Source organism: Micromonospora lupini str. Lupac 08, from assembly GCF_000297395.2.
GTDB classification, from domain to species: domain Bacteria; phylum Actinomycetota; class Actinomycetes; order Mycobacteriales; family Micromonosporaceae; genus Micromonospora; species Micromonospora lupini.
The window spans coordinates 2,357,227-2,371,529 of record NZ_HF570108.1; the positions used below are offsets into that span (position 1 = coordinate 2,357,227).

At 73.3% G+C, this 14,303-nt stretch carries 12 protein-coding genes; 6 read left to right on the forward strand and 6 right to left on the reverse strand.

The features are described from left to right. Positions 1-73 precede the first annotated feature (73 nt). Positions 74-1,309: a glycosyltransferase family 4 protein gene (locus MILUP08_RS11950; protein WP_007457905.1), complete on the reverse strand. Its 1,236-nt coding sequence runs from the start codon at positions 1,307-1,309 to the stop codon at positions 74-76. Positions 1,310-1,530: 221 nt separating this feature from the next. Here MILUP08_RS11950 and MILUP08_RS11955 point away from each other — a divergent pair, with 221 nt between their 5' ends. From MILUP08_RS11955 to MILUP08_RS11965, 3 genes are read left to right on the forward strand one after another with little or no spacing between them, the layout of a single operon-like run. Beyond that, positions 1,531-2,463, forward strand: a complete 933-nt coding sequence (locus MILUP08_RS11955; RefSeq protein WP_007457906.1) for an NAD-dependent epimerase/dehydratase family protein — start codon at positions 1,531-1,533, stop codon at positions 2,461-2,463. Between the two features lie 8 nt (positions 2,464-2,471). Continuing rightward, positions 2,472-3,875, forward strand: coding sequence for a lipopolysaccharide biosynthesis protein (locus MILUP08_RS11960; protein ID WP_007457908.1), 1,404 nt, complete (start codon positions 2,472-2,474; stop codon positions 3,873-3,875). After that, positions 3,865-5,313: a glycosyltransferase family protein gene (locus tag MILUP08_RS11965; protein WP_007457910.1), complete on the forward strand. Its 1,449-nt coding sequence runs from the start codon at positions 3,865-3,867 to the stop codon at positions 5,311-5,313. Before MILUP08_RS11960 ends, MILUP08_RS11965 begins: the two co-directional genes overlap by 11 nt. 21 nt (positions 5,314-5,334) lie before the next feature. Here the strand turns inward: MILUP08_RS11965 and MILUP08_RS11970 are convergent, their stop codons facing one another. Then, entirely contained in the window at positions 5,335-6,684 is a 1,350-nt protein-coding gene (locus MILUP08_RS11970; protein ID WP_007457912.1) for an O-antigen ligase family protein, read from the reverse strand. 409 nt (positions 6,685-7,093) lie between these two features. On the opposite strand from MILUP08_RS11970, the gene MILUP08_RS11975 reads away from it, so the two are divergent. Genes MILUP08_RS11975 through wecB form a run of 3 tightly spaced genes read left to right on the forward strand, consistent with a single transcriptional unit; the run spans position 7,094 to position 10,399 of the window. Next, positions 7,094-8,134, forward strand: coding sequence for a polysaccharide biosynthesis protein (locus tag MILUP08_RS11975; RefSeq protein ID WP_007457918.1), 1,041 nt, complete (start codon positions 7,094-7,096; stop codon positions 8,132-8,134). Then, the gene (locus MILUP08_RS11980; protein WP_007457921.1) at positions 8,128-9,252 is read left to right on the forward strand and encodes a polysaccharide biosynthesis C-terminal domain-containing protein; all 1,125 of its coding nucleotides are present in this window, start codon (positions 8,128-8,130) and stop codon (positions 9,250-9,252) included. Before MILUP08_RS11975 ends, MILUP08_RS11980 begins: the two co-directional genes overlap by 7 nt. Before the next feature lie 22 nt (positions 9,253-9,274). After that, positions 9,275-10,399 carry a non-hydrolyzing UDP-N-acetylglucosamine 2-epimerase gene (wecB, locus tag MILUP08_RS11985; protein WP_007457923.1) on the forward strand — a complete coding sequence of 375 codons (1,125 nt, stop codon included), beginning with the start codon at positions 9,275-9,277 and terminating at the stop codon, positions 10,397-10,399. 64 nt (positions 10,400-10,463) lie between these two features. Here wecB and MILUP08_RS11990 read toward each other — a convergent pair whose 3' ends face one another. The 4 genes from MILUP08_RS11990 to MILUP08_RS12005 are packed head-to-tail and all read right to left on the reverse strand — an operon-like array spanning position 10,464 to position 14,168. Then, on the reverse strand, positions 10,464-11,684 hold the full coding sequence (locus MILUP08_RS11990) for a glycosyltransferase (protein ID WP_007457925.1): 1,221 nt from the start codon (positions 11,682-11,684) through the stop codon (positions 10,464-10,466). Then, positions 11,681-12,325, reverse strand: coding sequence for an acetyltransferase (locus tag MILUP08_RS11995; protein WP_007457929.1), 645 nt, complete (start codon positions 12,323-12,325; stop codon positions 11,681-11,683). The genes MILUP08_RS11990 and MILUP08_RS11995 overlap by 4 nt, the downstream gene beginning before the upstream one ends. After that, positions 12,322-12,987, reverse strand: coding sequence for a sugar transferase (locus tag MILUP08_RS12000; protein ID WP_007457931.1), 666 nt, complete (start codon positions 12,985-12,987; stop codon positions 12,322-12,324). The genes MILUP08_RS11995 and MILUP08_RS12000 overlap by 4 nt, the downstream gene beginning before the upstream one ends. Beyond that, positions 12,984-14,168 carry a DegT/DnrJ/EryC1/StrS family aminotransferase gene (locus MILUP08_RS12005; RefSeq protein ID WP_007457934.1) on the reverse strand — a complete coding sequence of 395 codons (1,185 nt, stop codon included), beginning with the start codon at positions 14,166-14,168 and terminating at the stop codon, positions 12,984-12,986. Before MILUP08_RS12005 ends, MILUP08_RS12000 begins: the two co-directional genes overlap by 4 nt. Between the last annotated feature and the right edge of the window lie 135 nt (positions 14,169-14,303).

Here is a 14,303-nt window from a genome sequence, read left to right on the forward strand (position 1 = left end):
GCGTCGACGGGTCATCGGTCGCCGCGACCGCCCAGGCCGCGAGGCGTGCCCGGAGGGCTCGACGTCAGCGGGGTCAGCCCCGCCCGCTGGCGGCGGCCTTGCTGAGCAGATCCTCGATCTGGTCGACGCCGACCCGCAACGACATCCGGTCCACATAGAGCTGACGGCCCCGCTGGCCCATCACCACCCGCTGCTCGCGCGGCACCTCGGCCGCGGCGACGAACTGGTCGGCAAGCGCCCGCCAGTCGTCCGGCGGGCAGACCAGCCCCGCCCCACCGGCGCTGACCAGGCGCGCGGCGTCGCCGTCGGCCGACATCAGCACCGGCACACCGCAGGCCAGCGCGGCCTGCAACTTCGACGGAACCGTCCCGCGTAACCACGGCAGATCACGCAGCATGACCAACTGGTAGTCGGCGGCGGCGTACAGCTCGGCCATCTCGGCGGGCGGACGGCGACCGAGGAACCGGACGTTGTCCGCGCACAGCTCGCCGGCGAGCTGCCGGGCCTGTTCCGCACCCAGCCCGGTGCCGACGAAGACCAGATCCACCGCGTCCGGCACGGCCGCCGCCGCGCGGATCGCCACGTCGACGCCCTGCAACAGGCCCAGGTTGCCGGCGAACATCACTGTGGTGCGGCCGCGGTGGCCGATCGCCCGGCGGGCGGCGTCGGTGCCGGGCACCGGCCGGAACAGCGCCTCGTCGGTCCAGTTGAAGACGGTACGCACCGCACCCGGGTCCACGCCCCGCTCGACCACCTGTTCCGCCATCGCCGGCGCGATCACCGCGATGCCCGCGCAGGAGGCGTAGATCCGGCGCATGGTGGCGGTGAGCAGGCGGTCCAGCGCCCGGCCGGCCACCCCGCTCGGCGCCATCCCGGACGTCGTCACCGACTCCGGCCACAGGTCCTGCACGTGCAGCACGGTCGGTACGCCCCGCAACAGGCGCAGCAGGCCGGCGGCGGCGTACGAGGTGGGCGGCGGGTGGTAGACGTACAGCGCGTCGACGCCGTGCAGGTGTCGCGGGGCGGCCACGGTGCTGGTGGCCGCGAACGAGAGATAGCTCGCCGCCCGGCGCAGGCCGGAACGGTCGTGACTCGGGTACGCCGGAACCCGGCGTACGGTCACGCCCCGGTCGGAGGCCCGATGGTTCCACCGCTGCCGCCAGCCGGGATAGGTCCGCCCGAGCGGCAGGCTCGGGAAGGTGGTCAGCACCCGTACGTCGTGGCCGCGTCGGGCCAGCTCCGTGGCCAGTTGACCGGGCACGAACGTGCTCTCCGGCGGGTACCACTGACTGATCAGTCCGATCCGCATGCCCGGGCCCTCCCGTCGACTCGCCCACCCGGGGCACACAACGGACGGACGGCGACGAAGGACACGCGCCACCGGTCCGTTTTGCGTGACTTGCAGGAACAGCGCTCGTTGTCACACTGGTGGGCCGTCGCGCGGTCACCACCACCGTGCCGCCGGGCGGGCATCGCGTCGCCGGGCGGCCCGCCGGCCGAGTCGAAACGGGGAGATCGTTGAGAGTAGTGGTGACCGGGGGTGCCGGCTTCATCGGCGCCAACCTGGTGCGGGCGCTCGCCGACACCCCGCAGGTGACCGAGATCGTGGTCGTGGACGACCTTTCCACCGGCCTGCTCGACAACCTGGACGGCCAGCCGGTCCGGCTGCACCGGGGTACCGTGCTCGACCCGGATCTGCTCGACGAGGCGTTCGCCGGCGCGACGAGCGTCGTGCACCTGGCTGCCCTCGGCTCGGTGCCGCGCTCCATCGACCGGCCGCTGCCCAGCCACCACGCCAACGCGACCGGGACGCTCATGGTGCTGGAGGCGGCCCGCCGCCACGACGTACGCCAGGTGATCCTCTCGTCGTCCTCGTCGGTCTACGGCGCGAACCCGGTGCTGCCCCGCCAGGAGGGGCTGCGACCCGTCCCGGTCTCGCCGTACGCGGTGTCCAAGTTGGCCGCCGAGGCGTACGCGGTCGCCTACGCGGCCTGCTACGACCTGGCGGTGCTGCCGTTCCGCTTCTTCAACGTCTTCGGCCCACGGCAGGCCGCGCACCACGCGTACGCCGCGGTGCTGCCCCGCTTCATTGCCGCCGCGCTCGCCGACGAGCCGCTGCGGGTGCACGGCGACGGCCGACAGACGCGCGACTTCACCTTCGTCGGCAGTGTCACCTCGGTGCTCGTCGACGCCATCGTGCGCCGGGTGTCCACCACCGACGTGGTCAACCTGGCCTTCGGCGCGCGGGTCTCGCTGCTCGACCTGGTCGCCGACCTGGAGGACATCCTGGGCCGGCCGTTGTCAGTGGTGCACGAGCCGCCGCGCCCGGGCGACGTGCGGGACTCCCAGGCCGACTGCGCCCGCCTGCGGGAGCTGTTTCCCGCCGTACGGCCGGTGCCGCTGCGCACCGGCCTCGAGCGCACGGTGGCGTGGATGTCCGGTCACGTGCTCGCGGGCCAGTAGGGACGCCGATGTCGTCCGGGGTCGCGGAGCGGACCCGGCGCGCCCGCCCACCGGGCGCTCACCGCCGTCGCCCCGACCGTGGCCGCCGGCTGCTCTCCGGCGTCGCCACCGCGCTGCTCAGCCGGCTGGCCGGGCTGGTCGTGCCGATCGTGCTGGTGCCGGTGACGCTGCCCTACTTCGGCAACGACCTGTACGGCCTGTGGATGGCTGTCGCCGCGCTGGCCGGCATGGCGGCCTTCGCCGACCTGGGGCTGGGCAGCGGGCTGATGACCAAGCTGGCCCCCTGCTACGCCCACGGCGACACCGTCCTGGCCCGTCGCTACATCTCCAGCGCATACCTGACCCTGTCGGTGCTCGCGCTCGCTCTCACCGGTGTGCTCTGGGCCTGCTCCGGCGCTGTGCCGTGGTCGGCGCTGTTCAACGTGACAGGTCAGGTCACCCCGGAGCAGACCCGGATGATCTCGCTGATCTGCCTCACCGCGTTCGCCCTGAACGTCCCGCTCAGCCTGATCGCCCGGGTCCAGTACGCCTACCAGCAGGTCGGCCGGAGCAACGTCTGGCAGACCACCGGCAGCCTGGCCGCGCTCGGCGCGGTGCTGGGTGTGGTCGGGGCCGGCTGGTCGCCGATCCTGGTGGTGGCCGTCTCGGTCGCCACGCCGCTGCTTGTCAACCTGCTCAACACGCTGTGGTTCTTCGGCCGGCAGGAGCCGCGGATCCGGCCCGCGCCCAGTGCCGTGCGGGTCGACACCGCCGTGGAGCTGACCCGGCTCAGCGGGCTGTTCTTCGTGCTCACCGTGGTCATCTCGTTCGCCACCAACGCCGACACGCTGATCATCGCGCACGCGCTGGGCCTGTCCGCGGTGGCCGGGTACGTGGTGCCGGCCAAGCTGCTGTCCCAGCTCGGCCAGCTCGTCGTCCTGGTCAACGTGCCGCTCTGGCCGGCCAACGGCGAGGCCCTGGCGCAGGGGCAGGTGGACTGGGTGCGGCGGACCACGCGGCGGATGACAGTGCTGTCCGTGCTCGCCGCCGGCCTGCCCGCGGTGGCGCTGGTGGCCGTCGGCGACCGGCTGTTCGCCGCCTGGCTGCCGGTGCCGATGGGCGGCGACCGGTGGTTGCTCGCCGGGCTGGGCGTCTGGTGGCTGTTGCAGTCGGCGCTCTCGCCACGGTTCATGGTGCAGAACGCCGGAGGAGTCCTCGTCCCGCAGTTGTGCGGTTGGGCGGCGTTCCTGGTGCTCTCGGTGCTCGGCAAGTGGTTCGCCGCCGACCGGCTCGGCGTCGCCGCCGTGCCCTGGGTGGGCGCCGTCGGCTACGCGCTTACCGTCGCCCCGGCGGCGTTGTACGGATATCGCCGGACGCTGCGGCGCCACCGCGGCCCGGCCGTCGAGGAGGGACTGGTGGACAGTGCGCGTTGACGAGTATCCCCGCGTGCTCGTGGTGAGCGCGGCCGTGTTCGACCGCTCCACCGGCACCGGCATCACCCTGTCGAACCTGTTCACCGGCTGGCCGGCGGATCGACTCGCGCAGCTCTACGCCGAGGACCGCGCCCCGGACCCGGACGCGGTGGGCACGTTCGCGAGGTTCGCGCCGCGCAACGCCCCGGTGGAGTACCACCTGTTCCGGCAGTGGGAACGCGTCCGCCGGCCACTCCGGGCGGTCGTGAAGGGCTCGGCCGGTGTGGCGGCGCCGGTCGGCTCGACCAGCCTCACGGGCCCGGTCGGCTCGGCCGCCGGGGCGGGCCCGGTCGCCGGGGCCCGGAATCCGGCGCCCGGCGCGGTGCGCGCCCAGCTGCGCACCCAGTTGCGGGCCCTCGTCGACCTCAGCCCGGTCCGCGTCCCCGCCGACGTGCGCCGGTGGGTGCGCGACCAACGACCGGACGTGGTCTACACGACGTTGGGCAGCATCCGGATCATGCGCCTCGCGGTCGCCGCCGCGCAGGAGTGCCGGGTGCCGCTGGTCCCGCACTTCATGGACGACTGGCCCACGACGCTCTACACCGGTGGCCAGGTGCTGGGTCTGCCCCGGCTCGCCGTCCGCGCCGGGTTCCGCGACGTTCTGCGGCACTCCTCGTACGGGATGGGGATCAGCGAGGCGATGGCGCGGGAGTTCGAACGCCGCTACCGGCTGCCGTTCGCCGCCTTCGGCAACTGTGTCGACGCCGCCGACTTCGCCGACCCCGGAGGGCGTGCGCCGGACCGGTCGGCCGGCACCCCTGTCGAGCTGGTCTACGTGGGTGGGCTGCACCTGGACCGGTGGCGGTCGCTGCGCCGGGTCGGCGAGGCGGTCGGTCGGCTGGCGGCCCGGGGCACGCCGGCGCGCCTGACCGTGCACGCCCCGGCGGTCGACGTCGGGCGCTACGCCGGTGCGTTCGCCGGGATGCCCGCCGTCCACCTGGGTCGGTCGCTGGCCAGCGACGAGGTCGCCGGGGTGTTGCGCGGGGCCGATGTGCTGGTGCACGTCGAGTCGTTCGCCGCCGAGCACCGTCGGTACACCCGCTACTCGCTCTCCACCAAGATCCCGCAGTACCTGGCGGCCGGTCGTCCCGTCCTCGGGTTCGGCCCGGCCGAGTTGGCCTCGATGGCGCACCTGGCGGCGGCCGACGCCGGTGCGGTGGTCGGACACGACGATCCGGCTGCCCTCGCCGCCGCGCTCGGCCCGCTCTGCGCCGACGCGGACCTGCGGGCCCGCCTGGGCCGGCGAGGGCTGGCGTACGCGGTGCGTCACCACCGCACCGACCGGGTGGCGGCCCGCTTCGCGGAAGTGCTGCGGGAGGCGGCGGGTCGACCGGCCGGCGCGGCGCTGGCGCCCCGACCCGGGCGGGCCGTCGCGTTGGAGGGGTCGGACGTCGGTTGAGGCCGGTCCCCGCCGGCGGCGCTACCGGCCGGTCGCCACCGTCCGGCCGGCGACCGTGATCGTCGGCGCGACGGTGGTCGGGCGTCGGCGACGGGTGTGGGCGTGTCGGGGAGCGATGCCCCTGGGCCGCCGGGGGCCCCAGATTCCGGGCAGGACCGTGACCAGCGCCAGTGCCATCCAGAAGGCGAGCGACGTCTCCCACTGGCCGGTCAGGCAGATCGGCAGCATGACCCCGACGAACGCGCAGGCGGTCAGGAGCCCGGCCCGGCCGGTGCGGGCGGTGACGACGAGCGCCCCGGCCATCGTCGCGAAGTAGAGCGCGACGCCGACCAGACCCAGATCGTTGCCGACGGTGAGCAGCAGGTTGTGCGGGCCGATCTCGAAGGGGTTGGTGCCGATGAACACGCCCGCCCCGGAGCCGGCCAGCGGCGACTCGGACCAGGTGGACAGCGCGTAGGGCCAGATCGACAGGCGGCCGGAGATGTCGCCGGTGGGCCGCCCGTACAGGCCGTCGAGCCAGAGCAGCTCGGCCTTCGGCGCCAGCCCGAACGGCACCAGCGCGATGAGCGCGGCGGCGAAGCCGGCGACGGTGAGCGCGGTCAGTCGGGGCGCGATCCGGGTGGCGAGCGCGGCGACGAGGCCGAGCAGGACGCCGATGGCGGCGCCCCGCGATCCGGTGAGCAGCACGGCGTACCCGAGCAGGACGATCAACGCCAGCGGGGCCAGGCGCAGCAGCCGCCGGTGCGCGCCGGCCGCGGCGAGCACCAGGGCCAGCGCCACCCCGACGGCCAGGGTGTACGCGGTGACGTTCACCTCCTTGCCGTCGACGCCGTACCGCTCGGCGAACAGCAGCACCTGCCCCTGGGACCGGGCGCCGGTGGCCACCTCGACGGCGACCACCGCACATCCGCCCAGGTACGTCCAGCCGACCAGCAGCAGGTCCCGCCTTCCGCGGACGACGTGCCGGCAGGCCACGAAGAGCACGCAGACGGAGATGTAGCGGTAGGCGGCGGGTCCGGTGAGGTCGGTCCGGCTGCTCCAGAGCAGGCTGGCGGCGGCCCAGCCGCCGGTGAGCAGCGCGACGACGTCGAGCTTGCCCAGCCTGGGCAGGCGACCGGTCAGCACGATCGCGATCACCGCGAGGATCGCGCCGTAGTTGAACGACCACCACGGCGGGCGGGCCGCCAGGAAGGCGACCACGCACAGGGTCAGCACGGCGGGCAGGCTGCCGGCGGGTTCGGACGGCGGGGGTACGGGGTGGGCATCCGCCGCACGGCGGCGTCGACCGGCGGCCGGCACCAGCGGTTCGCCGGTGGTGGTGCGGTAGCGGGGGGTGGTCGCGGGCCCGGTCCCCGGTGGCGCGGCGGTCATCGGCGGCGCCCCGGCTCGGGTTCCGAGACCGGGCCGGACAGGTGACCGCGCGGCATGGGGCTCCTTCGGAGGACGTACCGGATGCGGCCCCACGTGGCGGTGGGCCCGGGAATGGTGTGCTCCCCCCGGTCACGCCGAGGGCGGCACGGATCCGTTTGTATCAGGTAACAGGCCGTGAAGAGGCTCATTCATCGCATAAGCGCACGGTCTTTATGGCTCTGGTGGGTAATTGCACCCCTTTGCCACCGAACACGTATCTGCTCCTCAGAGCATTCGTTGACCCGGGTGCCGTATCCGGCGCGCAGTCGAACCTGACCGCCGGAGGCCGGTGCCCCGGAACGTGGCGCGTCGTGCTCCGCCCGGGGATGGCGGGTGGAAGCCGCCCGTCGGATGACGAACGGGAGAACCAATGAGCGTGATGACCGCGGGTCGCCGGGTGTTGATCACCGGCGGGACCGGATCCTTCGGACAGACCATGGCCCGGCGGTTGCTCGACCGTGACGTCGCCGAGGTGCGGATCCTCAGTCGGGACGAGGCCAAGCAGGACGCCATGCGCCGGTCGATAGGCGACGAGCGGGTGCGCTACCACATCGGTGACGTACGCGACGTCGACACCGTGCTGCGCGCCACCCGGGGCGTCGACTTCGTCTTCCACGCGGCGGCGCTCAAGCAGGTGCCGTCCTGCGAGTTCTTCCCCCTCGAAGCGGTACGCACCAACATCCTCGGCAGCGGCAACGTGGTCGAGGCCGCCGCGCACAACGGGGTCAGCTCGGTGGTCGTCCTCAGCACCGACAAGGCCGTCTACCCGGTGAACGCCATGGGCATGAGCAAGGCGCTGATGGAGAAGGTCGCCCAGGCGTACGCCCGGAACAACCCGACCAGCTCCACCACCGTCTCCTGCGTGCGGTACGGCAACGTGATGTACTCCCGCGGCTCGGTGATCCCGCTGTTCATCGAGCAGATCAAGGCCGGCCGCGCGCCCACCGTCACCGAACCCGCCATGACCCGCTTCCTCATGTCGCTTGCCGACTCGGTCGACCTGGTCGAGCACGCGTTCCACCACGCCCGCCCCGGCGACGTGTTCATCCGCAAGGCCGCCGCCTGCACCATCGGTGACCTCGCCGAGGCGGTCTGCCAGATCTTCGACGTGCCGTTCAAGCTGGACGTGATCGGCGTGCGGCACAGCGAGAAGTGGCACGAGACCCTGGCGAGTCATGAGGAACTGGCCCAGGCGGACGACTTCGGCGACTTCTTCCGGGTGCCGCTGGACGCCCGGGACCTCAACTACGCGCTCTACGTCTCCGAGGGCGACCTGGGCGACACTCCCCGCGAGGACTTCAACTCGGCAAACGCCACCCGGCTCGGCGTACCCGAGGTGGTGGAGCTGCTCCGGACGCTGCCGGAGGTCCGGGCGGAGCTGGCGCTGCGCGATCCGGTGTTGGCGTGCTGAGGCTCGCCGTCACCGGCGCCGGCGGTTTCCTCGGCTGGCACGTGCGCGTCCTGCTGCACGCGCTCGGCTGGCCCGAGCCGATCGTGCTCACCCGCACCGACCTGGCCGACCCGGCGGTGGTCGCCCGCCGGATCGCCGGGGTGGACCGGGTACTGCACCTGGCCGGGGTCAACCGCGGCGAGCCCGCCGACGTGGCGGCCGGCAACGTGCAGCTCGCCGCGCAGCTCGCCAACGGCCTGCGGGCCTGCCCGGAACCGCCGGCCGGGGTGGTCTTCGCCAACTCGGTCCAGGCCGGCAACGGCACCCCGTACGGCGATGCCAAGGCCACCGCCGCCGGCATCCTCGCCGAAACCGGTGTGGCGCTGGACGACGTGCTGCTGCCCAACCTGTACGGCGAACACGGCCGGCCCTGGTACAACTCGGCGGTCGCCACCTTCTGCCGGGTGCTCGCCGAGGGTGGCCGGCCCGAGGTGCACGCCGACCGGGAGATGGACCTGGTGCACGTCACCGACGCGGCGGCCCGGCTGGCCGGCATGGCGGCGGGCGGCTCCTGGGACCCGGGGATGCCGGCGCTGCGCATCGGGGTCCGCGACCTCGCCGACCAGCTCACCTCGTACGCCGGCATCTACCGCACCGGCGAGATCCCGCCGCTGCGCGACAGGCACGACGTGCGGTTGTTCAACACGTACCGGTCGCACTGCTTCCCGGCGCACTACCCGCTCGCCCTGCCCAGCCGGGCCGACGCCCGGGGCGCGCTCGTCGAGACGGTCAAGACCCACGGGGGAGCGGGGCAGACGTTCTGCTCGACGACCCTCCCCGGCGTCACCCGCGGCGAGCACTTCCACCTGGCCAAGGTGGAACGGTTCGTGGTGCTGCGCGGCACCGCCGAGATCAGCCTGCGCCGGGTCGGCGACACCGACGTCGTCCGGTTCCCGGTCAGCGGCGACGAACCCGTCGTCATCGACATGCCGACCATGTGGGCGCACAACATCACCAACACCGGCCCGGACGAGCTGCTCACCCTCTTCTGGACCAACGAGCTGTTCGACCCGCAGCGACCGGACACCTGGCCGGAGCCGGTCGGCGGCGAGCAGCGCGTGCCAGCCGGCGTCCGGTGAGCGACAGGCGAAGGGAGACCCCATGACCCGCGTGATGACAGTCGTCGGCACCCGCCCGGAGATCATCCGACTGTCCCGGGTGCTCGCCCGGCTCGACGAGACGGTCGAGCACGTGCTGGTGCACACCGGGCAGAACTGGGACAGCAGCCTCTCCGACGTGTTCTTCTCCGAGCTGCGCCTGCGCGAACCGGACCGGTTCCTGCGCGTCGACACCTCCTCGCTGGGCCGGGTGCTCGGCGGGGTGCTGGTCGGCATGGAGGCGGCGATCGCCGAGGTGCGGCCGGACGCCCTGCTGGTGCTCGGCGACACCAACAGTTGCATCGCGGCCCTGATGGCCCGCCGGATGCGCGTGCCGGTCTACCATATGGAGGCCGGCAACCGCTGCTTCGACCTCAACGTGCCGGAGGAGACCAACCGCCGGCTGGTCGACCACGTGGCCGACTTCAATCTCGTCTACACCGAACACGCCAGGCGCAACCTGCTCGCCGAGGGCCTGCACCCGCGCCGGATCCTGCACACCGGCTCGCCGATGCGGGAGGTCCTGGAGCACTACCGGGCGCCCATCTCCAGCTCGACGATCCTGCGTCAGCTGGAACTCGACCGGGGTCGGTACTTCCTGGTCAGCGCGCACCGCGAGGAGAACGTGGACCGGCCCGACCGGCTCCAGCGGCTGCTCGACTGCCTCGTCGCCGTCCGCGACCGATGGGGGTTCCCGGTGCTGGTCTCCACCCACCCCCGCACCCGCAAGCGTCTGGAGGCGCTCGCCCCGGACGCCACAGCCCTGGACGGCATCGCCTTCCACGACCCGTTCGGCCTGCTCGACTACGTACACCTGCAGACCGCGGCGTACTGCACGTTGTCGGACAGCGGGACGATCAGCGAGGAGGCGGCCATCCTCGGCTTCCCCGCGGTGACCCTGCGCGAGTCGATCGAACGACCGGAGGCGCTCGACGCCGGCGGCATCATCATGACCGGCCTCGACCCGCAGGGGGTCGTCGAGGCGGTCGAGGTGACGGTGGCGCAGGTCGCCGCCCAGGGCGTGCCCTGCCCGGTCGACTACCAGGTGCCCGACACCTCCCGGCGGGTGGTCGACTTCATCCTCTCCACCGTGCGCCGGCACCACGACTGGGCCGGCATCCGGCACTGACGCACGGGGGCGGTCGGTGGTCCGGCGGGACCGGCCACCGGCCGCCCGCCGTCGTGCTCAGTGCTCAACGCCGTCGTGCGGCCACGTCCTCGACGATGTCCGCCACCTCGGCCGCCGCCCGCAGGTCGTCGAAGGACGCCAGTACGTGCCGACGGGCCAACCGGCCGCGCAGGGGCAGCGTGCCCCCGGCCCAGGCGCGGTACGCCGCGTCGAGCGCGCTCACCAGAGCCGCCGGGTCGGCCGGTGCCACCACCCAACCGGAGCGTTCGGTGACCGCCTCGGGCAGGCCGCCGACCGCGCTGACGATGCTCGGCACGCCCATCGAGCCGGCCTCCACCGCCGCCCCCGGCCCGTCGCAGAGCGACGGGGACACGCTGACGTCGGCCGCGGCGTAGCAGGGCCGCACGTCCGGGACGGACTCCACCCAGGTCACCCCGGGATCGTCGGTGACACCGAAACGTTCGGCGAGCTGCCGCCGGTAGCTCTCCCCGGCCGCCGTCCAGCCGCCCCCGACGAGCAGCAGGTGCGCGTCCGGGTGCCGACGGCGAAACGTCCGCCAGGCGGTCAGGAGCACGTCGTGCCCCTTCACCCCGCGACCGGAGTGGACCAGGCGTTTGGGCGGGTAGACGTAGGAGACCAGCACCGCCAGGAACGCGGACTGGTCGATGCCCAGCTCGGCGCGGAGCTTCGCCCGCTGGTCTCCGCCGGTGGCGTCCGGGCTGAACGCGTCGGTGTCCACCCCGTACACGGCGACCGGTCGCCGCTGCGGCGGGCAGCCCAGCTCCCCGTACCGGGCGGAGGCGTACCGGCAGCCACAGACCACCACGTCGTCGAGTCGCCACAGCACCCGCTCCACCGAGCGAACCAACCCGGACTCCAGGTACGCCGGGCCGGCGACCATGTGCACCCGGCACACCGGCAGGCCCAGTGTGGCCAGCCGCACCGCGTACGCCGAGGCGATCAGGTGGTACTGCACCACGTCGGAGCGCAGCCGGCGCAGCAGCGACCGCAGCCGCAGCAGCCCGACCGGCGCGGACCATCCCATCGTGAAGTCGTACGGGGAGGGCAACACCTCGACGCCCCGGCGCTCCAACTCGTCGGTCAGCCGGCCGGCGCCCGCGGGCAGCACGACCGTCACCTCGTGGCCCCGGTGGCGCAACTCGTCGACCTGGGGCAGCAGCCAGGTCCCGCCCGCGTTGGTCTTGACAAGCACCGCGATCCGTAGCCGGCGCACACCGTGCGGGTGGCCCACGCGCGGGCCGCCGGAGGCGCCGTTCGCGCTCACCGGGCCGGGACTCCCTTGACGACGACGCCGGCCGGCACGTCCCGGACCACGCAGGCGCCCGCACCGACGGTGGCGTCCGCGCCGACGCGCAGCCCCTGCAACACCACCGCGCCCGCGCCGATGAGCACGCCGTCGCCCAGCCGGCAGTCGCCCGAGACCGCGCCGAGCGGGTTGACCGACACGTGGTCCCCCACCTCGCAGTCGTGTGCCACGGCGCTGTTCTGGTTGAGGTGCACGTGCCGCCCGAGGGTGACGTTCGTGGTGACCCGGGCACCGGCGAACGCGATGAGACCCTCGCCGTAGACGGCGTCCGGGCCGACTGTCGCGTCCGGGTGGATCAGCACCGCCGCGGGCAGTCCGTGGGCGGACACCCGCTGGTCCACCGCCCGCCGGGCGGCGGGGTCCCCGATACCCAGCGCCAGGTACGTGCCGGCGGGCTGGTCGCCGAGACGAGCCGTGCTGCCCAGGTAGGGCACCTCCAGCCGCTGCACCCGCTTCAGGTTGACCTCGCTGGGCCGGTCGTCGACGAAGCCGCGGACCCGCCAGACCGGCTCCCCGCCGGCGGCGTTGATGGCGCGGACGATGCCCAGCACCTCCCGGCCGTGGCCGCCGCAGCCGACGACGACAATGTCCAGGCTCACCGGCGGCCCGTAGCCGGAGCGTGACCGGTGCCGGCGGTGGCCAGTTCGGACGGGCCGAGGTACTCGCGGGCGGTGGCCACGCCCGGCGCCGTGATGCCCTCGCGGCGCAGCACGATCCGTACCGTGCGGAGCAGGATGCGCAGGTCCAGCGCGAGCGAGCGGTGCCGCACGTAACGCACGTCGAGCGCGAAGCGGTCCTCCCAGCTCAACGCGTTGCGCCCGTATGCCTGCTGGAGGCCGGTGATGCCGGGCCGGACGTCGTGGCGGCGGAGCTGCTCGGGCGTGTACCGGCTCAGGTACGCCGGCAGCAGCGGACGCGGTCCGACCAGACTCATCTCGCCGCGCAGCACGTTCCACAGTTGGGGCAGCTCGTCCAGGCTGGTGGTCCGCAGCCACCGGCCGAACGGGGTGAGCCGTTCCCCGTCGTTGGCCGGCGCGCTGTCCTCGCCGCCGACGGTCATCGAGCGGAACTTCACCAGGTGGAACAACTGGCCGTGCCGGCCCGGCCGGGCCTGCCGGAACAGCACCGGCCGGCCCATGGTGACCAGCACGGCCAGTGCCACGGCGGTGAGCACCGGGGCCGCCAGCAGCAGACCGGTGGCGGCCAGGAGGACGTCCAACGCGCGTTTGACGGTGTCGTAGGGGCGAGGGCTGCTCGTCATCGGTGCTCCTGGAGGAACTCGCTGATCGTCGTCAACACCCGGTCCACCTGGTCGCCGGTGAGCGCGGAGCCGCTGGGCAGGGAGAGGCTGGAGGCGAAGAGGCGGTCGGCGACCCCGGTCAGGGCGGCCGGCTGGTCGGCGTACACCGGTTGGCGGTGCATCGGTTTCCACATGGGGCGGCTCTCCACGCCGCGGGTGACCAGGTGCTCGGCCAGTTGGCCGGCCTGCCAGCCGGCGCGCTCGGGCTCGACCACCACGGAGGTCAGCCAGCAGTTCGAGCCCTGATCGCCGGCGCCGAGGATCCGGGTGCCCGGCACGGCGGCGAAGAGTTGGGCGTACCGGTCCCGCAGCGCCCGCCGTCGGGCGATCATCGCGTCCAGCCGGCTGAGCTGCGCCCGGCCGAGGGCGGCCAGCAGCGTGCTGAGCCGGTAGTTGTAGCCGACGTCGCGGTGCTCGTAGTGCGGGACGGGCTCGCGAGCCTGGGTGGCGAGGTGGCGGGCCCGAGCCACCAGGGCGGCGTCGTCGGAGACCAGCATCCCGCCGGCCGAGGTGGTCATCACCTTGTTGTGGCTGAACGAGTAGATCCCCACCCGGCCGAGGGTGCCGGCGTGGCGGCCCCGATAGGTGGAGCCGAGGGCCTGCGCCGCGTCCTCGACGACGGGGACGCCGGTCGAGGCGCAGAGAGGCAGCAGCCGGTCGTAGTCGGCGCAGCGACCGTTGATGTCCACGCTCAGCACGGCAGCGACCCGCCGGCCGGCCTCGGCAAGTCGTCCGAGCAGGTCGGAGAGCAGGTCGACGTCGAGGTTGCCGGTAGCCGCGTCGCAGTCGACGAAGACCGGTTCGGCGCCCGTGTAGGTGACCGCGTTGGCGGTGGCGGCGAACGTCAGGGTGGGCACGACCACCACGGAACCGGGTCCGGCTCCGACGGTGAGCAGCGCCAGATGCAGCGCGGCGGTGCCGGAGGAGAGCCCCAGCGCGTGCCCGACGCCGACCCGCGCGGCGACCTCCCGCTCGAACGCGCCCAGCTCCGGGCCCTCGGGGTCGAAGCGACCGGCACGGAAGGCGCGCAGCAGATAGGACTCCTCCAATTCGCCGACGTCCGGCGGGGAGAGGAAGACCGGGTCGGTGACGGCCGGGCCGCCGCCGCGCGCCTCGGGCGGACGGTGGTGGATGAGATCCACGGACGGCGCCTCCGATCAAATGTGCTGAAAGACCACAATGGTTGTAGCAGCCGCTATAGCGGTGGATGAGTGGTTTCGCCGATTCTGCGCCGATTCCACCCGGTCGTCTTTCGCGTTCCGACCAGCCACCGCACG